Origin of the sequence: Vibrio sp. V15_P4S5T153 (assembly GCF_963874485.1) — a bacterium.
Classification (GTDB): Bacteria; Pseudomonadota; Gammaproteobacteria; order Enterobacterales; family Vibrionaceae; genus Vibrio; species Vibrio anguillarum.
In genome coordinates, this window is the sequence record NZ_CAWNHR010000017.1 from 76,919 (window position 1) to 97,528 (window position 20,610).

The following is a 20,610-nucleotide window of genomic DNA, read 5'->3' on the forward strand; positions in this document are numbered from 1 at the left end:
AATATGGATACTATGCTGTCGAAGGGGTTGCCTTGGAATCTGCCAAAGGAAACTCTATTTTCTCGGTTAGGTTCCTAACTAGGAATAAATTGGATAATCATGTCTATGTTCACTGATAGGTTAGGGCGCTTGCTAGTGAATATATTCGGATTAAAAGAGTTGTTCTTGGTCAGCATCCTAACTAGAAGGCGGGTTTTGCGCGATAAGTGAAATTTGCATATAAATGAATGCGCCTTCAATTATTGACTTTAAAGCTTTTTTATGTATAATAAAACCATCAACTAAATAAAGAAATGGTTAAAATTATGAAAAAAATTATCGCGCTATCACTTATTTGCATGTCGCTGGTAGGTTGTCAGGTTACACGTCAAAATGCAATGACAGGTGAGTATGAAACAAACTCTACCGTGAAGGGTGGTTTATTAGGGTGCGTTGCTGGAGCTGTCGTCGGTGGTGCATTAAATGGTGGAAAAGGCGCAGCGATTGGCTGTGGAGCTGGGGGTGGTGCTGGGTTGTTTGTTGGTAATAATTTTGACAAGCAAGAAGCAGAATTACGAAAGCAACTACTAAATTCAGGTGTTCAGGTTAAGCGTCAAGGAAACGAAATCCGCCTAATCATGAATGGGGCTATTACATTTAATACTGGCAAATCTAGCCTCAAACAAGCAGTATATCCTAAGCTTCGTAGCATCGTTACTGTAATGAATCGCTATCCAGATACAGTCTTATTGGTTGAAGGGCATACTGATAGCGTAGGCTCATCTGCACGAAACAAAGAGCTTTCGTTCTATCGTGCTCAGTCTGTTAAAACTGCATTGAATACAATGGGTCTATCTAGCTCTCGTACTGACATCACTGGATATGGCGAATCAATGCCTATTTGTTCAAATAAAACTGAGCAAGGTCGCCAATGTAATCGCCGTGTAGAACTGCGAATCTTACCAAACGGCTAATTATAGATCCCTAGTTATCTCGGTAACTAGGGATGTTCAATTTGAGAGGGTAGTAAAATGAAACCTATCTATACAGAAATTTGTTTTTCAAGCGGCGTGTTGATTGATGGATTCCGTACTGCATTAAAATTTTTTGACAGCCAAAAGAGCATTGATAGCCTTGTAGAGGTGTGGCATGACAAAAAAAACTGGGATATCTCACTTAATCAATTTGCTGAGGAATATAGAGCAATTGAAAAGCATAGAGACGATTACACAGAGTTGAGTAATGATAACTCTCAAGACAAAGACGACTTAGAAGGGTACTTCAGAGCGAGCGAGTGGTACGAGAAAGTTCTTGAAAAATACCGTGAACAAGCAAAAGCACTAAATGTCACAACTCATCGGATTAACTGTTATATCTTCAATAAAGAATACCATGAGTCTGATGATCCTGAATTAAAGAAAAAGAACAGTTTTCTGACGATTGATGATCTTTTGAATGGCTTGGATTATCCACAAGATGTGATTGAGAATATGAAGCGTGATTTCGTTATTAAATACTTGAAAGAAAACCCTTCTCTATAAAATATTAAAGGCTCCAACTCGGAGCCTTTTTATTAATTGTGTTTAAATCCACTTGCATCAAATCCAACTGAGATACCCTCATCTAAATTCAACTCGATATCAGAATCGGTCTCTAGTTGAAGTTTGTTGAAGTTCTCTAAGTTGGAAACCATCTTATTGATTAGAGAGTTTTCTTTCTCTATCTCATAGATTAGTTCGTAATGAGTTTTGAAAAACTCATTAAACAGACCACTGCTCTCAAAGTTTCTGTCAGGTGACTTCTCAACTGAAAACCCAAATCGTACAGGGAAGAGTTGCAGAACACTTGTCTCTGCATTTAATTTATTTAAATGCTCTTCGATGTCGAAAGGACTCTCAATGCTGTATTTTGAGAAATCATAGCTTATCAATTCAGATTTACCCCTCATCTCTGCATTTGCAAGGTAGATAGCGTTGAACTGTTCAGGGTTAAACATAGTAGAGCCATAAGTTTTAAAGTCTTTTTCTGTTACTATTTTAGATGCTTTGTTAAGTAGTAAGCGCTTCTTCTCAAACACCTCATCCAAAAGACTGGTCGAACGACTATAGTAAGCAATTAAGTTCATCAACAGGCATCTAGATGCGTAAAGCTCAGAAATGTCGCGAGCAATGTATTTTATTGATTCATTTGTTTTCGATGCATCTTCTAAATAGAGCAGTAGCTTTCTAATATCACCCTTTAATGACTCTCTCTCTAAGTTCATTAGGATGCTACTTTTAACCTCTTCTACACTTATAGGTTTATGGCTCTTAGCTACCTCATACATGCGATGCTCATATTTATACTTGCTAAGTTTAGTCTTTTGAACAGATTCAGTTAGCTCACATTGAAAAATCTCTTTTCTAAGATCATCAACCGTTTCAGTAAAGGAGGAAGGCGTTAACTTACCCTTATTCTTTAGTACATACGCTTTAGCATCAGGATCCATTTCGTTAAGCATGATGTTCGCATTCATCATTCGATAATATGTCTCGGAGCTAATGCTGTTCATGAATCTAGTGATAGTGCCAAACTTACCTATACACTTACCGAAAAACTGGTCTGAGTATGTGGCTGCAATATGAAATACATCGCGATATTGAGTTTTAGAAACTGAAAGGTGCTTAATCTCTCTTCCTTCCAAGTATGGTGCTAATATTGGGTCTTGATTTAGAAGTGTAGATAATCGCTTAAGTGCTGTTTGCTTTTGGTCTTGCAAGGCATCAATAACATCCTCCACATCTCCAGGATTGAAGTCCAAGTATGTGATTTGATACTGATTTATTCTGGCAAATGCTTTAGCTTCTTCCTCTTCATTCTCAGACTGAATCCTGTTAAGGAACGGAGTAAGATCTAGGTTTAAGGCAGCTTTTATAATAGAAACCATTTCCTCAACGGTAGTTGATTCAGAAAATGATTTCGATAGGGCAGTGGATATGGCTTGCTGAAGATTTTTTGTAATCCTCGTTCTTTTAATCAGTAAATCATCTAGATGACTCTTTTCATCTTCCAGATTTCTACTTATCGAGTCTAAGCATTTAGACATTATGGTAGTGTAGTTATTCATAAAACTCTTATTGATTAAGTTTATTAATTATTTATTTGGAATGATAATACGATATTTTGATCGCAAATCATAGTTTCAATTAATAAGAGTTTTCCAATGGTTGAACTTTATCAAGTAGACGAAACTACTCTTAGTCTTTTGCGAAAAAATCTAGCCACACGTCTTTCATCTTCGCTTACTTTTCCAATCTTTTGGGTTATAACTCTTAACCCTCTGTTAGCAATTGAGGATGAATTAGAAATTCTTGTAGATTGCATAACCTTAACTCCAAAATAAAAAACTTTTTGTTTTTTCGCCATACAAGCGTTTTCAAAAAAAAGACAGTAACTGTCATATAAGGTGGTTGATTTCCCAAACACTATGATTCTTAGCATCTAGAAAATTTTAATCTCTTCTTGCACTACTTTGTTTCGATTTGATTTCCATCGGTTACAACCATAAAGACCAGGCACACGACTAAGTTTCTTCTGAACTAGTGGATTTTCACAAAACGCAAAATTAGGCTGTTCAACATTTCTTACGACTCGGAGCATAGATTGATGTTTTTCGCTTACATGTTTCACCATAAACTCAGAATCACTAGATTCAGAAGCGTTGCTCTCACTCGCTGAGTGAAGTTTATGAAGCGCCTTAGAAAGAAACGAGCTTTTGTTACCAGTTATGGAAAGAATGCTGTTATTTAAAAAATCTGCTACAGGATTAGTATTCATAGTCTCACCAAAAAAATGTTTTTGTTTTTTTGCCATACAGCGCGAATCAGAAAAATGAGAATGACTCTTGAGAATCAAAGCCTTGCTTTTGTTGGTTTGATTTCCAGCGATTGCAGCCGTAAAGTCCAGGAACGCGGTGCTCTTTTTCTTTTGCAGCAGGCTTACCGTAGAAAGACTGACGCTGTTCATAAGTATTTTGATCATCTTGCATATTGTTGTGTACAACACGCATTTTTCTGCGTGTATTTGCTGTATGCATGTTTTGATCTTCTGGAGCGAGCATGTTAGCACGTTTAATTGCTTCATCATCAGAAACGGATTGACGTACAACTTGCAACTGTGGACGGCTAGGCTTCTCTTCACGACGATTGCCAGAATTAAGTGAAAGAGTTTGTACGCCTAGACGACCTTTACCTTTTTGGAAAACTGTAACTGTTTTAGCATTCATATTCATAATCCTTATTAATCTAGTTTGATATCGTAAACTTTATTGGTTCTTAAACAGTGCCTTTTTGCACATTAGTAAATGATTTCCAAAATGTTTATATCTCTTTTGTTATGCACATAGTTTGTTGTGCATCGATGTAGGTAAATTTAGATCAATGAGTATTTTTAGTCAAATACCAATATCTAAAAATCAACCAAAAAGGTGTTTTTTATCAGTGATTTCATCTTGAAAGGGACTATGTACTCGCATTATCTTGATGAATTCGAGTGCAAAATGATGCATTCACCAGATTTTAATACTGTTTTTGAAACCATATTCAGGAGAAAATACTTTTTTTCTTTTTTGCCATACAGATTATGATTCCAGTATAAAAAAAGACCAATTATGAATCTTAATGACAACTCTATTATTAGCAAAACTGGTGTAAAGCGATGATATTTCAATAGCTTATTGGCAAACTTACAGTACAGCGTACTTTTCAGATTTGTTGGGTTGTGTTGTGTAAAATAACAGAACCACTAAATTAGCATTCATTAATATTCAGAATATTTTATAAGGAAGATGGCTTTCCTTCACTTAAGAAAGCCACATGTTGTTCAAAGTTTTTGTGGGTACTTGAGGGTATCGAGGGATTTTGGTTTGCTAGATTTTTTTATATCGAATATTAAATATATAATAAAAGAGGTGATTTGTAGTAAGGATCCGCTTCCAATCATATAGAACAGTGAGCTTGAACTAAACTCAATGCCAACATACCAATTTGCAATACAAGCAATCATCACGCCAATTAGGTATGTACTAAAAGATATGGAAAATATTTGTAATTTATTGTTCATTTGGCTCTCCTTTTTAGAGGGATAGTATCAGTAGTTCAAATTGTGTTCAAAACAATTATTAATAATTAAGATTAAAAATATTATTTACTTGTGATAATAATTGACGCATAATCACCGAGTCCAATCACAGACACATTAACAAATAAATTTTTAATTATTAATAAAAAAATTAGGAGATATAGATGGAATTAGCGCCACTTGGCTTTCCATTGGAGCTTATAACTGTACTTGGTATAGCTGTAATAGCTTCGGTAGCACTTGACCTTTGGGGTCACAGAAACTCAACAGAAATTTCACTAAAAGATGCAGGTATCTGGTCTGTGTTCTGGGTAGGTTTGGCTTTAGCGTTCTACGGATTTCTTTACGTCGAATATGGTAAGGATTACGCAAGCTTATTCTTGTCGGGTTATGCGCTTGAGAAAACCCTTTCCGTTGATAACCTGATGGTATTTGTCGCAGTATTTAGTGCATTTGGTATTAAAGATAGTGTTCTCAAACACCGAATCTTATACTGGGGTATTATTGGTGCTCTTGTTTTCCGTGCGATCTTTATCGCGGCAGGCTCAATGCTTTATTCAATGGGTAACTGGGTTGAACTTGTATTTGCGGCATTCATTCTTTACGCAGCATACGTGATGGTATTCCGTGATGAGGATGATGAAGATATTGATTACGAGCAACACAAAGCTGTACGTTTAGTTAAGAAGTTCTTCCCTGTAATTCCAATGCTTCATGGTAAATCACTTTTTGTAAACCATGAAACATTTGAAAAGCTAAAAGAAACGAATCCGTCACTAAGCGGCATTAAAAAGGCAGCATTCTACGCAACACCAGCGTTCCTATGTCTTACTGTAATCGAACTTACAGACGTTGCGTTTAGCTTTGATAGCGTACCAGCAATCATTGCAATCACAGAAGAGCCTATCCTGGTTTACTCTGCTGTAATCTTTGCAATTCTAGGTCTTCGTAACTTGTTCTTCCTGCTTCAAGCAGCAGTAGATAAGCTAAGTAAACTAGAAGCTTGGGTTGGTCTGATTCTTCTGTTCATCGCAGCAAAACTTATCATTAGTGGATTGAACAAAACCTTCGGTCTTGAAATTCCGAAAATCGACCATAGCTTAAGCTTATACGTAGTCATTGGTTGTATTGTTTGTGGTATCGTCCACTCACTAATTGCAGATAAGCTACAAAAGAAAGAAGAAAGCGCTGAAGCTTAATTAGATTCAGATCAATAAAACCCTTCAACGATGTTGAAGGGTTTTTTATTTGCATTACTATTAAGTGACGGAGGGCGTATGTTTTTAGATGAAAAAATCGATCCCGTTGCTTATGCGGAAGAGTTAGCCAAAAAAAGAAAGTATTCAAAACTTCCTAAAGACCTATCTATGTCATCAAGAATGCTTTATTTAGAGTCTCTACCTCAAGAGGTAAAGATGGAAGGTGATAGGGTAGGGCTATATACCAAAAGCGGAACAAAAGTCGCTACAGGCTATTCTCGGACTGTTATTGGCGATTATGGGGGCTTCCTAGAGATTAGTAAGCAAGATATGATTAGAGAAAGCCTTTGCTGTAAGGATGGAGAACAGTACAGATTTAAAGATCCAAAGTACAAGGATAGTGTTAAATACTACTGGTATACGGCTAAGGATGATTCAGATATCAAGATTTACTTTCAGCAGCATGGGGTAAGCTACGCTGACTATCAACCAGGTATGTTCTACATTTCGCCATACGAACTCATTATTAAATAGAAAATGGCAAGTCGAATAATCGTCTTGCCCTTTATGTATTATTTGGTATCTGATAAATATGATGCTTCGATAATTGAATCTGGGACTTTTCCATAGTGAGGTGATGAATAGTGACCTTTGAGAGCAAGCTCGACAAGCTCAGCAACCGATTCTGGAGTCATGGAAATATGATTTTCACAGTGAGTCTTAATAACTTCTAACTCATGATTTTGTTGCTCAATCTTGCTATGCAAAACTTTGATGTTAGATAAATCGGCTTGATTTTGAAACGAAATGCCATCTTGAAGCAGTACATGGATCGGTCGATCTTCATGATAGCCTTTGCATGTGTTACATGGAAACATAATCCAAAATGCACTAAGTTCATTATTGTGGAGGGAATGCTTGTTTAGAATCCCCAGCTTTTCAACGAGCATTTCTTCGCCAGTAGAAAATTCACATGTTACAGCGCCATTTTTTTCTGCGTATTCATTCTTTAGTTTGATCACTAAAGACTCAAAGCCTTTAAGTTGTTCTTTTTCAGATGACATATCGTTCACCCTGCTTGTTTTTTGTTAGTATACATAATATACAAGCAGAGTAAATACTGAAAATTACTATGAATTAAAAATTCCTTTCGGGATGCTTAAGACAACCTCGTTTTCTATTGATTGAAGAAGATTTTGATCCACATTTGTAACGTCTACACTCATACCCTTCATGTTCACAGCAGCTAAACACTCTTCAGATGTATTTTTGTCAATGTATGAAAAGAAGCAAGCTGAACTGTCTTTGATGTCATTGAACCAAGAGCTTCCTTCAGGCTTGATGATGACTGACTTGTCCTTGATCACCGAAAAGGGTTCTGAATTATTAGCATCTATAAGTGACTTTGCTAACTCTAATGGTAAGCCATTTCCATATAAGTTAGTGTGATTAAGAGCTACAGATTCAAGTGTCTCTTCCTTTACATCAAGCAACTCATGATCTGCGGAGTAGAAGCGAATAAAACCTCGATCTGACTCAATTTCTGGATTGATTGATACGCATAAGACGTGCTTACCAAACCGAATTAATGTGTGTGATTTTTCCATAGTGATCTCCAATTAGTCGAGCTAAATTCTAGACTAAAACATTGAAAAGAAAAAGAGACATCGGTGCTTGCAGCTTTATGCTGCTTATTCACTATCTATGATAATATTTCTTCAAGCTGATCTTTGACCTGGTAGAGTTCTTCTGAGAAATATGCTATATCCGTAAGAGCGTCAAAGAACTCCACAAGAATTATTGCTTCTTCCAAATGTGATAGAGAGCCATCAAAAACCTTACTTTGAATAACCAAAGATCTGAGTTCAGAATCGCTTTTATCAATTAGATTACGCAATATAGCCTTAGCCCTTGCGATACTTGCCACTTCAAGAGGTGTTAAATTCTGCATGATAAATTCCAAGGGCTAAAAGCTTTTACAATATCATTTTTCTTCAAGTTCTTTATAGCTAATTTTACATAAATCATTATCAATATGCTTCTTTCTAATCTCAGTTTCATTTAGTCCTTTTACTGTCCACATACGGGCGTAGCTTGGGAACCGATCCTTTTCCTCAAACTTATCGATGCATCCAGAAAGAAAATCATTTAGATTGTTCAAATGTTCCTGTAATTTCTCTCGGTCTTTGTCTTCCATGTGCCGAATTAGAAATTTAACCATAGTTTCACACAGCGTTGAAGTTGCCCCACAAACGCTTTGTTCATACTTTCTAACGGCAGACTCAGTAAGGATTAGATAGGGAGGTAACTCACCTTTTTTTTGATAACATGGTTTTGTAACTGTGTGAGTTTCACCATCTACCGTTACTTTAAAACCAAGAAAACCTTCTTCAATATGTTCAATCAATAAAGGTTCTGATAGTTCGCCAGTAGCTGTATTCAGCTTATAAACTTGTGTATTCACTTTCATTTAGAATCTCCTTTGCACTCATTATACATAATGAAAGAATTCAGTAAATACCAAATGGCATGACTTTCCTGAGTTTTTACTTTTGTCTTTAATTACTGGTAATTGATGCGTATAATGATGATAAAGTAAAATCAATAAACATGGAAAATCAAATGAATATAAAAGTAATGCCTGAGCAGACTGGTCTGCTTACTAAGATTGGAAGTGATGTAATGCTTTCGCAATTAACCACAGCCAGCATAGAAATGAGTAATGGAAAGCGTCGATTTATGAGGCTGAAGAAGCAAAGTCCTGAAAAATCATTGTATCTTGCCCTGCTTATAGCTGCTTCTGAATTTTCCAAACAATCGGTATTACAAAAGATTGATAGTTTAGAATCAATTAAGCAAAATGAAGAAGGTCTTGATAATCGCTCATATCAAAAACCAACCTTAAAACTTAGTCAATTTTCAAAAGATTATGGTATTGATGGAAAGATTATCTTTAAAGGAAGGGGGAAATTCTCTTACACATCCTTGAATCATGGTAGCACATCAGTGACCAACGGAAAGGAAAATGCTGACCGATTTATAGAGATCGTGCTTTGGTTTTCTCTGCACTACTTTGGTAAAGAATTCGTAGTTAACGCCTTTGAAGAGGCTTTTTCGCTCATTGGTGAATGAAAAAAGTGTATTATTCAAGCCATTCCGACAAGGGTGGCTTTTTTATTTATTAAAAAATATTTTGGTGTTATATTGTCATTCTAATAATAAAAATAATAATTGGTGTAAACATGAAAAATAAAGCTTTAGGTGTGTTCGTAGGATTAGCTATTGGTGATGCTTACGGGGCAAAACACGAAGGTGGTGTATTGGAAAGGTTATATTGGAAATTTGTATCTAAAACATCAGATGGAAAAATTCGATATACCGACGATACAGAAATGTCTATTGCTCTGGCAAGATCATTAATCAAAGAGGGTGGGTTGAACCTAAATAATCTCGCTCTTGAATTTGCAAATGGGGTTACTTCTCATCGTGGATATGGTCAAGGCGCTAGAAAAGTATTGAAGAAAATACGTAAAGGTGTCGATTGGAAAGCAGCGTCAACATCAATTTATCCTAGCGGCTCATACGGGAACGGTTCCGCTATGCGAACTCCACTACTAGCCGTGCATTTTAATAAAGTGTCTGATGAAAAATTTCGTGAAATTGTTGATTCATGCAGTTCAATAACTCATACCCATCATTTTGCCCTTGAGGGCGCTAGATTAATCGGATTTTGTGTGAGATTTGCGTTGAACAATGACAGTAATGAAAAAATCTTAGAAGCGCTTTTAAATGAATCAGAATCAAATCTATACAAAGATAAGCTAACCATTGCGAAAACGTATATTGAGAACAACCAGGAAGTAGATAAGGACACTGTGGCAACTTCTTTAGGTAATGGAATTATCGCTCAAGAATCTGTTGTTACAGCCATTTACTACGCCTTAAGATTTAGAGAGCTTCCTTTAATGGATATGCTAGATGCTATCTATATGTTGGGTGGTGATACTGACACAATAGGATCGATGGCTGGTTCTATTTGGGGTGCTTTTAATGGATACGAAAAAATTGAACCTGACGTGGCAAACCAAGTTGAATATATCGAAGGGATAAAAGACTATGCTGAAGGATTGATTTAGTGATGAGAAAAGGAGGTATTTTTAAGATACCTCCTTTTAATCATTTAAGTTCTGCGTTTGTAGACCAACTGCCATAAATCCTACATTTTCATCTTTAGATACATACATCCGATATACTTCTGAATAACAAGAGTATGCAAGTTCAGCTTCAAAGATCGGTTTGCCATTTAAAGCAATACTATCAAAAGGAACTTGTTCGCTAAAATAATCAATTTGATCATTTTTGATTTCGTTATTCTTGTATGCGAGGAAGATAGGAATTAACTTACCGATTCTTTTGTTTGCGATTTCTGCGCGGCGTTCAATTTTTTCGAGCTGAGTCTGTAAAGGGTATTTCTTTCTCATAAGCTCAGAATTGTTCATTAATGAATTCCAAGCATCTCTCCATTTTGAATCAATTTCGTATCTTAAAAGAAGCTCCTGTTTATTCATAGAAGCCTCAATTTCGAACGGATTCATAAATATTGCCAAGTTCTTTGATCGCATCAAAGAAATCATCGCTAGTCATATCATCAGGCTTCATGTGCATCAACGTGTGAGCCTTTGGGATGTCTTTAAGGTCAAAGTTAGCAGGTTTGCTATCTAAGCTCTTGCTAGCGCTCAGAGAAGATTTCAGAGGATTCTCTGAATTAAGAGAAAAGGCGATTGTACGCTTTTCATTGCTTGTAACAAATACATCTTCTATAGTTTCATTTAAGCCTAGTGTATTTAGCTTTTTAACAAGATATTTATTTTTAATCATCTTATAGCCTTAAAAATTTCTCAAAATATCAGAATCAGTCAAATCAACAGATGGTAAGTTATGACGGTGTTTGTTAACCATGTCGATAACCCAATCCGAAACATGGTATTCGCGATTAGAACGGTCATCAGGTCCAATTTCCGTATAGCTCATAAGATACATAGCTACGCCAATCGGAAAGGGGATACCTGCTTTTAGCCATTTTCGCTTGTAACAATAACATTTATCACCATGAGCAGTGATGAAGCCATTCAACATCGTTGACTTATCACTTAAAACCGCTGCAAATGACTCAAAGTGCTTATCTAACCAATCATAGTGATTTACTTTATCATTGATGGTCGTAATCGTGCCAAGTGCTGTCTCAATGCTTTCAATATTAACAGGAGGGTTATTTGAACCAATCAAATCGTTGATCGTGTTCTTTGCCATCTCAACTTCTTCAAACGTTTTAAAGTATGCAAGAATACCTGAACCGAAACCATCTAATGTTCCAGTTAGAGCAAAGTACGCTTCATTGATTCCAATGCTAGACTTAATGATTTTTTCAATTTGATTATTCATTCTAAAACCCCTGTGTTTTTCGCAATTATACATTAAAAACTTTCAAGGTCAATACTGAACATCAAACAGAATTTCTTTGATATCGCTTAATCCGATCACTCCAATAACGAATCCAGAGCTATTTGTAACGGCAATAAGTTTTGCAGGCGCTTCTTTTACTTCTTGAGCAATGCAAGATAGATTGTAATCATCTGGAACAACAGGAAGTCTATGCATAATATTGCTAAATAGAATGTCTTCGCTGCGCACTAAAGCGCTCAAAGCATCCTCTCTCAATGCAACGCCAACAGGCATTTTCATGTGGTTTAGTAAAACAATCTTCTTATGAGTTAATGACAGAATCGTTTCTTTATGATCAGAAACTTTGTCATTTACATTGATAGAGATAACATTCGTGTCATCATCAAGAATGTCTACTGCTTTTTTAGTTCTCAAGTTAAGGGCGTTAATAACCAAATTAGTTTCACCAGGCTTTAACAATCCAGATTCAGAGGCAGTGGATATTAGATGTTCGATATCTACAAGATTGATTGAATCTTCCGAGTTAGACTCTTTATTATTCAAGAATCCATTGATTGCCTGAACAACTGGAGTCAGCAGCCAAGTAATAAAGGTAAGAGGGTAGTAAATAGCAATACATACAGGAACCGATCTTTGAGCTGCAAAAACCTTTGGCTTTATCTCAGAAAACAATAACATACATAATGTCATTGTGGTTAGAAAGCTAGTGTAAGTTACATACTCAAACTCTTGGCTATCACTAAGAACGGTTGCTGCAAGCGTACCAACCAACATACTACCAGTGATGTTAGTCATTGTGTTTAACAAAATGATCGAGGATAAAAATTTAGATCTATTTTTTAATACTTTTGATAGCTTATCAGCTTGTGATTGATTTTTCTTCCTTAATTGCTTAATGCTTAAATCTGATAATCCAACAACAGACGCTTCAGCCAATGAGCAAAAGGCTGATATTATAGCCACAAGTGAAGCCGACAAAACTAATATCGTAAAATTCATACAAAACCTTTGTTTATTTATTTATTTTTGTAATTAAATGGGGGGAATTAGAGGCTTAAGTGTATGAAACAGATGGTGGTCAGTCAATTATTTATTGAAATAAAAATCTCCCGACTAGCGGGAGATAATAGCAAGAGGTTCTTTCTTTGCTTTTTGTTCTCTCATTCCAGTTACAGTATTAATCGCTGCAAGCATAGATACTTCGAAATAGAATGATTGCCCCTTCTTGCTTAAGATCTTTGGAGTGATGGGAAGCTCAAAGTCCTTAATGATATCAAGGAATCGACTTCTCTTTCTTTCACCTTTATCAGAGCCTGATGTTACTCGGGACAATCGTTCGATTAACTCAAGTTCTTGACCCCAATAATCAATACGCTTCGCTTTGATTTGACTTTGGATGAATGCTGCTTTAGGGAGTGATGTATAACAGCCAAGATTCTCCCAAATATCTACCCAAGCATAATCGGCATCTTTAATCTTGTGAAGAACACTGTTCTCAAAAGGCTTTTGACAGTCTGCCTGGATGACCTCTAGTCTTCCACTCTGGATATTTTCATGCCATAGATTTTGATGCGACTCATCTAGAATAGAGTGAAACTCTTGGATTAAATCCTCATCAATCTCTAGAACGTATAGCTTCTTAACAGACTTTTTCTTTAATAAGCTAAGGGTGATCATGCCAAGACCCAAACCAGCAATTACAACCTTACCTTTGGCGCTGTGCTGCGGAAGAATGTGGCTTTCAATCTCCATTGGGGTGATAGACATCCAAACCACTCTGTCTTTTAAGAGCGCAATTCCATCACCGTAGTCACTCATCTGAGAAAAGTAACCTGTTGCAGCACCAAGATCAAAACGGGTGATTTCCCACTGACCAATGTTCTTTCCACTATCAATATAGCCAGCAACAGTGGGAAAACCTGATAAATGCTTGTTCAGGCTTTTAATAGCGTCATTGCCATCTTTCGTGTTGAACATTAAGGAATCCCAATAAATAAACAATTGTTCTAATTATACATCAATTAAGATTCATGTAAATAAAAAGACAGCCATAAGACTGTCTTTTTTACTATTTGCAATTTTAGCTAAAAATGTCGCTGACTAAAGAATTTGCATACTCTTTAGTGATGTCAGCAGGGAACGTGTACTCCTTATACCCATCACCACCGAATCGACGGTCAAGTTCAACTAATAGATGGATTTGGTCTCGATCTACAATAAAGCTAAATTCAACCTCTTCAAAACGACTGAACAAACCAGAAGTTTTTAACTCAATTTCTTGGCAAATGCCGCTAGTAGAACTAAATTGCTGAGTGTTTAAGTAACATAATTCAACATCGGTTTTCACAACACGCATACCAGATTCAGTGATTGCATCAAGTACTTTTTGGACTGCTTGATGAGGCTTAATATTAAGAAAATCACGATCTTCACTATCTACACCAAAATCGATATCCAAGTTAGTGTCAATCCAGACAGGAAACTCATTAGAACCTTGGTTAATTGTTGTAATTGGAGTTTCTGAAGGAAGATTAAAGCTGAATGGAATTGAAATTTGTTGACCAGCCTGTACTGTGCAATCGTATGGGATGTCAACGCCACCGATACAATGGTCAGCGTAATAGTACCCTTCGTCATTCTCGTGCTTAGCACGAGTCATAACAGATAAGGTCACTTTTGAAATGTCTTGATCTACGTTGCCACCTTTGATCACGACATTACCAGAAACAGTTCCGCCTTGCTCTACAAAGGAGCTGTCTAGTTGAGTATCAACTTTTGCTGATCCAAAACCCATTTTTGCAAATACTTTGCTAATCATTCTTAAACCCTTGTTCGTTCATTTATTTGATTGCAAGACGTTATAAGTTGTATTGGCAAAAGTCAATACGATAAAGAAATGTGGTGTCAATTTATTTGAACAGACACATATAAAGAAAAAGGGGCAATATACAATGATATCACCCCCCACATTCTGATGTTAAACGTATTGCATTATTGTAATTCTTGAAAGAACTTCTTTGGCTACAGACTCATAATCTTCATTGTACCAAAGCTGCATGTTCTTTAGCCTAAAATGCTTGGTTAAATTGATTAGCTCAATTGTATCTAATTCTAAATTATGTACATCTACCAAATGTGCTTTTAGCTTATGGAACTTATTCATTGAAATAGTGAATTCACTATACCCTAAAGGTTTAACGACTTCCTTAATGAAATTTAAAGTAATGTCAACAACATCCTCTTCGATATCAAATTGCTGACTAATTATTATACTGTATACGGATAACTCTTCATTTGTTGTGTACGCAGAAACATCTAATGATTTATTACCAATAAGTAGTCTTCGGTACTGTAATGCTCTTCTAGTAGATTCATCTAAATACATTTGCAGTAGTGTTGAAGCTATATTTTGAGCTTTTTCCCTAGTTTGGATTTCTTCTACAGTTTCAGCCGAAGCGTAAACAGGGTTGGGTAGTGTAGGAGCATTATAATCTTTAAGCTTAGGATTGTATTCAGCACCGCTATGTTTAATCATTTCTTCATGATCACAATAAAGATGTACGGTACGATCTCCATCAGGATTCTTATTAAAACTTAAGTAATAACCACAAAGGTTGTAGTCAAAGACAAAGTCATTATCCTCAAATACATTTGATTCAGCTTTGTAGTTTTCCTCTAGCCTATCTTTCAATAAAGAATAGAGTTTGTTTGTACTATTCATGTAGTACATTTTTTCAGCAATATCGCGTAAAAGAATAGACTCCCGACTCCTATTCATCTGTCTTAGAACAAGATAAAATGTAAAAATAAGAGGATCATCCATTACTATTTTATATGGTAGAGTAAACAATAATCGCTTACTTTTCAGTTTGTCTATCAGGATGTCATTGAATTTGATGAAGAAAAGCATTGGATTAGTTCTAATTCTACCATTTCTTAGCTTAACGGGAGATATTTCAGCATTGGTTTTAAGGCCAACGATATATTGGAAATCCTTGGATCCAAATATATCTTTCATATTCTCGTCCTTGATGCCAGTAAGATCAATCCAGTTATAGATAGTCTCTCGTAGCTCTTGAATATGATTTCTGATCCTAATTCTTGCTTGACCTGAATCTTTAATACCCCTGACATAAATAATATCTAGCAGATGAATTGGAACCTCTTTGTTCTCAAATGGTTCTTGGTATCGACCTGATTGCAGCATTTTAGCATTGTAAGCAATGCTAAGATTGATCAATGCCATTAGAGTAAGAATTGCAGGGGTGGTAACAACTTGATCATGCGCGGCTGCTTCTATTGCATAACGTCCAGTTGTCTCATTGCCGACCACATGACTAAACTCCTCTTTTACATAGTTTTTACCATTTCTCTTTTCAGGGGCTAATGATAAATACTGTAAAGGAATCAAGCTAGGGTAAAAGAGCAAGCCATCTTTGAGGTGCTTTTTAGCGTCAATATCTTCAAGTGTCAGCCCCATACTTTCGATAGAGGACTTTATGCTTTTTTGATCTTCTATGGTGTTGCGGTTATGGTTATTGGACTTAGCAATCTTATTTCTGCTCAATGAGTTTAAGATTTCTTTTTTGCTATAAAACTGATAGCAGTAAGCTTTATCACATGGATTCCCATTTAACAAAACCTCAGGCTTGAACAAAATCCCTTCTTTGACAAGCTCTTGGAAAGCGCGTCTAGTAGTGGATTCAGGGATTTTGTATTGTGATACAATCTCTTCAATAGCTTCAGTAGCCCTTATTGCATTTACAGTCTGGGATTTTAGTATCAAAAAGTTTGCTATGGATTTCAGCTTGTCATTGATTTCAAATGATAGAACCAAATCCAAGATTGACTCTTCTTTCCCAGAAAAGGCGAAAATCGTAAAACGACCTCTTCTATTGAGGTCTTTTGTGAATTCTTCTCCAAGTTCATTCAGTTCGAATGTCATTAGGTGTGGCTCTATCGTTGTTTTCTATGATTGCTGGATCATAAAGGAGTTATCCAGACATTTCAACTCATCGAACCTGAAGTTAGATCTTCAAATTCATTTTGTTTTTCATGGATTAACAAAAATGATTTTTTCTATTGTTTTTTATATGTTCTTGTTAGTGATCTATAACTGATATACAGCGATATCAATCAGAAAAAACTGGCTAGATTAAGAACTTAGATTGAATCCGAGAAATCCAGCTAAGCTAATGATTTAAAAACACTTAAAGAGCGATTCCAACATGTAATCTCAAAAAAATGCTTGTTTTCATGGTTGTGGATAACAGAGAATAGTGTTTATGATCGGTCAAAGCTCGTTTATGATCAATCAAGGGATCCTTTATGATCGGTCAATAAAATCTTTATGATCAATCAAGCAGATCTTTATGATCGGTCAAACTCTAATAACAGCTTGTTAAACACTTATGCACAGATATTCAGACGTTATACATAAGTTATGTAACCTGTATTAGCTTGCTTCTTTATGATCGGTCAAGGTCTAAATTGGATAAGCGCACATAAGTTGCTGAATAAATTAAACTATTATTTTTACATCATTGTTTTTTTGAAAAATCCCCGAAATTTGATCTTGATCTTGTTTTTCACTTTTTATTATGAACTCTGAAATCGATTCTCTTGTCACTTCTTCCATCGTTGTATTTCTTGATCTGTCACCTCGATTTTTGAAAGGGTGGTGATGATGTTTATGATCAGTCAAGCCTAAATTCTGGATTTTTTATTCGCTACCCCTTTAATTTCAGTTGCTTAGCCTTAAATTCTGTCTATCTTATATCGTTGTTTTTCTTGATCTCTCACCTCGCTTTTTGAATGAATGATAGTGGTGTTTATGATCGGTCAAGCCTGAAAATTGAGCTGCTCCAATTAATATTCTGTTATTTCAGTGCTTTAGCTTTAAAAACCCCGTATTTCATATCGTTGTTTTGCTTGATCTGTCATCTCGATTTTTGAAAGCCTGGTGTCGATGTTTATGATCGGTCAAGCCTGAATATTGGCCTTTTCAATCTTTATTCAATAATTTCAGACACTTAATGTTAAATGTCATGAGTCTTATATCGTTGTTTTGCTTGATCTGTCATCTCGATTTTTGAAAGCTTGGTGTCGATGTTTATGATCGGTCAAGCCTGAATATTGGGCTTTTCACTCTTTATCTAATAATTTCAGTCACTTAATGTTGAATACCGTGAGTCTTATATCGTTGTTTTGCTTGATGTGTCACATCGAATTTTGAAAGACTGGTGTTGATGTTTATGATCGGTCAAGCCTGAATATTGGGAATTTTTAATCTTTATCCAACAATATCAGTAGCTTAATGTTGAATGCCATGAATCTATATCGTTGTTTTTCTTGATCTGTCACCTCGAATTTTGAAAGGCTGGTGTCGATGTTTATGATCGGTCAAGGTTGCATCTTGGATAAATTCAATCATTATCACTTTTATTTCAGCGTCTTAGCGTTAAGTGTCGTGTGACTTATATCGTTGTTTTGCTTGTTCTGTCACCTCGAATTTTGAAAGGCTGGTGTCGATGTTTATGATCGGTCAAGGTTGCATCTTGGATAAATTCAATCATTATCCCTTTCATTTTAGTGTCTTAGCGTTAAGTGTCGTGTGACTTATATCGTTGTTTTGCTTGTTCTGTCACCTCGAATTTTGAAAGACTGGTGTCGATGTTTATGATCGGTCAAGACCGAATCCTTGGCTATCTCAATCTTTAACCAATAATTTCAGTCACTTAATGTTGAACATTATGAGTTTTATATCGTTGTTTAGCTTGATCACTCACCTCAGTTTTTGAAAGGGTGGTGGTGATGTTTATGATCGGTCAAGCTTAAACCTTGAGCTGATTCAATCTTTATCTAATTTTTTCAGCCATTTAGCGTTAAATGTCGTATGAGTTATATCGTTGTTTAGCTTGATCTGTCACCTCGAATTTTGAAAGACTGGTGTTGATGTTTATGATCGGTCAAGACAGAACTCTTGATTATTTCAAGATTTATCTAATAATTTCAGCCACTTAATGTTGAACATCATGAGTTTTATGTCGTTGTTTTGCTTGATCACTCACCTCAGTTTTTGAAAGGGTGGTGGTGATGTTTATGATCGGTCAAGCCTAAACCTTGATCTGCCTCAATCTTTATCTAATTTTTTCAGCCATTTAGCGTTAAATGTCGTATGAGTTATATCGTTGTTTAGCTTGATCTGTCATCTTGAATTTTGAAAGACTGATGTCGATGTTTATGATCGGTCAAGACCGAACTCTTGATTATTTCAATCTTTATCTAATAATTTCAGTCACTTAATACTGAAAGTCATGAGTTTTATATCGTTGTTTTGCTTGATCTGTCACCTCGAATTTTGAAAGACTGGTGTCGATGTTTATGATCGGTCAAGCCTGTACTCTGGATAGATTCAATCATTATCTAGCCATTTCAGTGACTTAGCGTTAAATGTCGCGTGACTTATATCGTTGTTTTTCTTGATCTGTCATTTTGAATTTTGAAAGACTGGTGTCGATGTTTATGATCGGTCAAGACCGAACTCTTGACTATTTCAATCTTTATACAATAATTTCATTCACTTAGCGTTAAATGTCGTGTGACTTATATCGTTGTTTAGCTTGATGTATGAATAAAGAATTTGGAATATTGATTATCGTTGTTCTCCATGATCTCTAAGTGCAGAAAGTGAAACCAGGGCTATGGTTGTTCTCCATCACCCCTGAGCGCAGAAAGTGAAACCAGGGCTATGGTTGTTCTCCATGACCCCTGACCGCAGAAAGTGAAAGCAGGGCTATCGTTGTTTATCATGATCTCTGAGCGCAGAAAGTGAAAGCAAGGCTATCGTTGTTTATCATGATCTCTGAGCGCAGAAAGTGAAAGCAAGGCTATCGTTGTTTACCATGATCTCTGACCGCAGAAAGTGAAAGCAGGGTATCGTTGTTCTCCATGACCCCTGACCGCAGAAAGTGAAAGCAGGGTATCGTTGTTCTCCATGACCCCTGAGCGTAGAATGTTAAAGCAGGGTATCGTTGTTCTCCATGAACCCTGAGCGCAGAAAGTGAAAGCATGGCTATCGTTGTTTGCCATGATCTCTGACCGCAGAAAGTGAAAGCAGGGCTTTCGTTGTTTACCATGATCTCTGAACGCAAAAAGTGAAAACAGGGCTATCGTTGTTTACCATGATCTCTGATAGAAGAAAGTGAAAGAAGGGTTATAGCTGTGTTTATTGACCTCTAAGTGCAGGAAATGAATGTAGGAATATCATTGTTTCCAATGACAGAATGACTATTGATAAGTTATTTTTTCTACGAATGCTATCCAGAAACAACCGCTACCATAGAGAGAGAAGGAACAATGTCGGATGATGTGACCAAAGATCAATTTTAGTGAGAGCATAAAGAGTTAGAAAAGAGAGCAACCAATCCTGGATGCGAAATACTCAATTGGTTAATGATGTTTTTATTGAGTAAAATATCTAGTCCTAATGTTTATGAACGGTCAAGGGGGCGGATCTTAAACTGTTGGTAAAAACGTTATTTTACAGCTAGTTGCAATATAATAGGTTGCTTGATATATCGTTGTTTTGCTTGATCGGTGAGCCGATTTTTTGAAATTGGTACGTAATGTTTATGATCGGTCAGGGGTATGAATCTTGAATTAATGGTAAAAACATCAATTTAACAGATAGTTAGCAATAGAATGGGTCGTTTATCATATCGTTGTTTTGCTTGATCGCTGAGTCGATTTTTTGGAATTCGATAAGAAGGTTTATGATCGGTCAAGGATGCGGATCTTAAATTATTGGTAAAAGACGTTATTTTACAGCCAGTTGCAACATAATAGGTTG

The 20,610-nt window shown here is 36.1% G+C and carries 21 protein-coding genes; 6 read left to right on the forward strand and 15 right to left on the reverse strand.

The window, feature by feature from the left end; translation table 11 throughout:
• Positions 1-305: 305 nt before the first annotated feature.
• Both AACT42_RS10540 and AACT42_RS10545 read left to right on the forward strand, forming a co-directional pair.
• Positions 306-953 carry an OmpA family protein gene (locus AACT42_RS10540; RefSeq protein ID WP_038129922.1) on the forward strand — a complete coding sequence of 216 codons (648 nt, stop codon included), beginning with the start codon at positions 306-308 and terminating at the stop codon, positions 951-953.
• A 57-nt stretch (positions 954-1,010) separates the two neighbouring features.
• Positions 1,011-1,520, forward strand: coding sequence for a hypothetical protein (locus AACT42_RS10545; protein ID WP_085762526.1), 510 nt, complete (start codon positions 1,011-1,013; stop codon positions 1,518-1,520).
• A gap of 32 nt (positions 1,521-1,552) precedes the next feature.
• On the opposite strand, the gene AACT42_RS10550 is transcribed toward AACT42_RS10545, so the two are convergent.
• The 4 genes from AACT42_RS10550 to AACT42_RS10565 all read right to left on the reverse strand — a co-directional run bounded on the left by AACT42_RS10550 (position 1,553) and on the right by AACT42_RS10565 (position 5,079).
• Positions 1,553-3,085 carry a hypothetical protein gene (locus tag AACT42_RS10550; protein WP_094133082.1) on the reverse strand — a complete coding sequence of 511 codons (1,533 nt, stop codon included), beginning with the start codon at positions 3,083-3,085 and terminating at the stop codon, positions 1,553-1,555.
• Between the two features lie 374 nt (positions 3,086-3,459).
• Positions 3,460-3,831: a hypothetical protein gene (locus AACT42_RS10555; protein WP_094133080.1), complete on the reverse strand. Its 372-nt coding sequence runs from the start codon at positions 3,829-3,831 to the stop codon at positions 3,460-3,462.
• 10 nt (positions 3,832-3,841) lie between these two features.
• Positions 3,842-4,243 carry a hypothetical protein gene (locus AACT42_RS10560; RefSeq protein ID WP_094133079.1) on the reverse strand — a complete coding sequence of 134 codons (402 nt, stop codon included), beginning with the start codon at positions 4,241-4,243 and terminating at the stop codon, positions 3,842-3,844.
• Between the two features lie 596 nt (positions 4,244-4,839).
• Positions 4,840-5,079 (reverse strand): hypothetical protein, encoded by a 240-nt coding sequence (locus AACT42_RS10565; RefSeq protein ID WP_094182772.1) that lies wholly within the window; start codon positions 5,077-5,079, stop codon positions 4,840-4,842.
• Between the two features lie 182 nt (positions 5,080-5,261).
• On the opposite strand from AACT42_RS10565, the gene AACT42_RS10570 reads away from it, so the two are divergent.
• Positions 5,262-6,296, forward strand: a complete 1,035-nt coding sequence (locus AACT42_RS10570; RefSeq protein ID WP_094132325.1) for a TerC/Alx family metal homeostasis membrane protein — start codon at positions 5,262-5,264, stop codon at positions 6,294-6,296.
• A gap of 78 nt (positions 6,297-6,374) precedes the next feature.
• Positions 6,375-6,830: a hypothetical protein gene (locus AACT42_RS10575; protein WP_094132324.1), complete on the forward strand. Its 456-nt coding sequence runs from the start codon at positions 6,375-6,377 to the stop codon at positions 6,828-6,830.
• Between the two features lie 38 nt (positions 6,831-6,868).
• Here the strand turns inward: AACT42_RS10575 and AACT42_RS10580 are convergent, their stop codons facing one another.
• The 4 genes from AACT42_RS10580 to AACT42_RS10595 all read right to left on the reverse strand — a co-directional run bounded on the left by AACT42_RS10580 (position 6,869) and on the right by AACT42_RS10595 (position 8,766).
• Positions 6,869-7,360 carry a hypothetical protein gene (locus AACT42_RS10580; protein ID WP_094132322.1) on the reverse strand — a complete coding sequence of 164 codons (492 nt, stop codon included), beginning with the start codon at positions 7,358-7,360 and terminating at the stop codon, positions 6,869-6,871.
• Positions 7,361-7,426: 66 nt separating this feature from the next.
• Positions 7,427-7,903: a hypothetical protein gene (locus tag AACT42_RS10585; protein WP_094132321.1), complete on the reverse strand. Its 477-nt coding sequence runs from the start codon at positions 7,901-7,903 to the stop codon at positions 7,427-7,429.
• 95 nt (positions 7,904-7,998) lie between these two features.
• Complete coding sequence (locus AACT42_RS10590) at positions 7,999-8,247, reverse strand: hypothetical protein (RefSeq protein ID WP_094132319.1); 249 nt, start codon at positions 8,245-8,247, stop codon at positions 7,999-8,001.
• 33 nt (positions 8,248-8,280) lie between these two features.
• Complete coding sequence (locus AACT42_RS10595) at positions 8,281-8,766, reverse strand: hypothetical protein (RefSeq protein WP_094132317.1); 486 nt, start codon at positions 8,764-8,766, stop codon at positions 8,281-8,283.
• A 152-nt stretch (positions 8,767-8,918) separates the two neighbouring features.
• Between AACT42_RS10595 and AACT42_RS10600 the strand changes: the two genes are divergently transcribed.
• On the forward strand, positions 8,919-9,428 hold the full coding sequence (locus tag AACT42_RS10600; protein WP_094132315.1) for a hypothetical protein: 510 nt from the start codon (positions 8,919-8,921) through the stop codon (positions 9,426-9,428).
• Between the two features lie 110 nt (positions 9,429-9,538).
• A complete protein-coding gene (locus AACT42_RS10605; RefSeq protein WP_094133881.1) occupies positions 9,539-10,432 on the forward strand; it encodes an ADP-ribosylglycohydrolase family protein in 894 nt (297 codons plus the stop codon).
• A gap of 36 nt (positions 10,433-10,468) precedes the next feature.
• On the opposite strand, the gene AACT42_RS10610 is transcribed toward AACT42_RS10605, so the two are convergent.
• The 7 genes from AACT42_RS10610 to AACT42_RS10640 all read right to left on the reverse strand — a co-directional run bounded on the left by AACT42_RS10610 (position 10,469) and on the right by AACT42_RS10640 (position 16,704).
• Positions 10,469-10,864 carry a hypothetical protein gene (locus AACT42_RS10610; RefSeq protein WP_094133880.1) on the reverse strand — a complete coding sequence of 132 codons (396 nt, stop codon included), beginning with the start codon at positions 10,862-10,864 and terminating at the stop codon, positions 10,469-10,471.
• A 7-nt stretch (positions 10,865-10,871) separates the two neighbouring features.
• Positions 10,872-11,174, reverse strand: coding sequence for a hypothetical protein (locus AACT42_RS10615; RefSeq protein WP_094133879.1), 303 nt, complete (start codon positions 11,172-11,174; stop codon positions 10,872-10,874).
• A 9-nt stretch (positions 11,175-11,183) separates the two neighbouring features.
• Positions 11,184-11,738: a hypothetical protein gene (locus AACT42_RS10620; protein WP_094133878.1), complete on the reverse strand. Its 555-nt coding sequence runs from the start codon at positions 11,736-11,738 to the stop codon at positions 11,184-11,186.
• 48 nt (positions 11,739-11,786) lie between these two features.
• The gene (locus AACT42_RS10625; protein WP_020332271.1) at positions 11,787-12,758 is read right to left on the reverse strand and encodes a CNNM domain-containing protein; all 972 of its coding nucleotides are present in this window, start codon (positions 12,756-12,758) and stop codon (positions 11,787-11,789) included.
• A gap of 114 nt (positions 12,759-12,872) precedes the next feature.
• On the reverse strand, positions 12,873-13,736 hold the full coding sequence (locus AACT42_RS10630; protein ID WP_094133877.1) for a hypothetical protein: 864 nt from the start codon (positions 13,734-13,736) through the stop codon (positions 12,873-12,875).
• A 103-nt stretch (positions 13,737-13,839) separates the two neighbouring features.
• On the reverse strand, positions 13,840-14,577 hold the full coding sequence (locus AACT42_RS10635) for a sporulation protein (protein ID WP_094133876.1): 738 nt from the start codon (positions 14,575-14,577) through the stop codon (positions 13,840-13,842).
• 159 nt (positions 14,578-14,736) lie between these two features.
• Positions 14,737-16,704 carry a replication initiator protein RctB domain-containing protein gene (locus tag AACT42_RS10640; protein WP_094133875.1) on the reverse strand — a complete coding sequence of 656 codons (1,968 nt, stop codon included), beginning with the start codon at positions 16,702-16,704 and terminating at the stop codon, positions 14,737-14,739.
• Positions 16,705-20,610: the final 3,906 nt, after the last annotated feature.

Coding starts and splice junctions, on each gene's coding strand:
- AACT42_RS10575 (WP_094132324.1), top strand. CDS start 6,375: ATGTTTTTAGATGAAAAAATCGATCCCGTTGCTTATGCGGAAGAGTTA.
- AACT42_RS10615 (WP_094133879.1), bottom strand. CDS start 11,174: ATGATTAAAAATAAATATCTTGTTAAAAAGCTAAATACACTAGGCTTA.
- AACT42_RS10595 (WP_094132317.1), bottom strand. CDS start 8,766: ATGAAAGTGAATACACAAGTTTATAAGCTGAATACAGCTACTGGCGAA.
- AACT42_RS10640 (WP_094133875.1), bottom strand. CDS start 16,704: ATGACATTCGAACTGAATGAACTTGGAGAAGAATTCACAAAAGACCTC.
- AACT42_RS10580 (WP_094132322.1), bottom strand. CDS start 7,360: ATGTCATCTGAAAAAGAACAACTTAAAGGCTTTGAGTCTTTAGTGATC.
- AACT42_RS10570 (WP_094132325.1), top strand. CDS start 5,262: ATGGAATTAGCGCCACTTGGCTTTCCATTGGAGCTTATAACTGTACTT.
- AACT42_RS10630 (WP_094133877.1), bottom strand. CDS start 13,736: ATGTTCAACACGAAAGATGGCAATGACGCTATTAAAAGCCTGAACAAG.
- AACT42_RS10625 (WP_020332271.1), bottom strand. CDS start 12,758: ATGAATTTTACGATATTAGTTTTGTCGGCTTCACTTGTGGCTATAATA.
- AACT42_RS10550 (WP_094133082.1), bottom strand. CDS start 3,085: ATGAATAACTACACTACCATAATGTCTAAATGCTTAGACTCGATAAGT.
- AACT42_RS10610 (WP_094133880.1), bottom strand. CDS start 10,864: ATGAATAAACAGGAGCTTCTTTTAAGATACGAAATTGATTCAAAATGG.
- AACT42_RS10585 (WP_094132321.1), bottom strand. CDS start 7,903: ATGGAAAAATCACACACATTAATTCGGTTTGGTAAGCACGTCTTATGC.
- AACT42_RS10590 (WP_094132319.1), bottom strand. CDS start 8,247: ATGCAGAATTTAACACCTCTTGAAGTGGCAAGTATCGCAAGGGCTAAG.
- AACT42_RS10540 (WP_038129922.1), top strand. CDS start 306: ATGAAAAAAATTATCGCGCTATCACTTATTTGCATGTCGCTGGTAGGT.
- AACT42_RS10600 (WP_094132315.1), top strand. CDS start 8,919: ATGAATATAAAAGTAATGCCTGAGCAGACTGGTCTGCTTACTAAGATT.
- AACT42_RS10635 (WP_094133876.1), bottom strand. CDS start 14,577: ATGATTAGCAAAGTATTTGCAAAAATGGGTTTTGGATCAGCAAAAGTT.
- AACT42_RS10605 (WP_094133881.1), top strand. CDS start 9,539: ATGAAAAATAAAGCTTTAGGTGTGTTCGTAGGATTAGCTATTGGTGAT.
- AACT42_RS10545 (WP_085762526.1), top strand. CDS start 1,011: ATGAAACCTATCTATACAGAAATTTGTTTTTCAAGCGGCGTGTTGATT.
- AACT42_RS10565 (WP_094182772.1), bottom strand. CDS start 5,079: ATGAACAATAAATTACAAATATTTTCCATATCTTTTAGTACATACCTA.
- AACT42_RS10620 (WP_094133878.1), bottom strand. CDS start 11,738: ATGAATAATCAAATTGAAAAAATCATTAAGTCTAGCATTGGAATCAAT.
- AACT42_RS10560 (WP_094133079.1), bottom strand. CDS start 4,243: ATGAATGCTAAAACAGTTACAGTTTTCCAAAAAGGTAAAGGTCGTCTA.
- AACT42_RS10555 (WP_094133080.1), bottom strand. CDS start 3,831: ATGGCAAAAAAACAAAAACATTTTTTTGGTGAGACTATGAATACTAAT.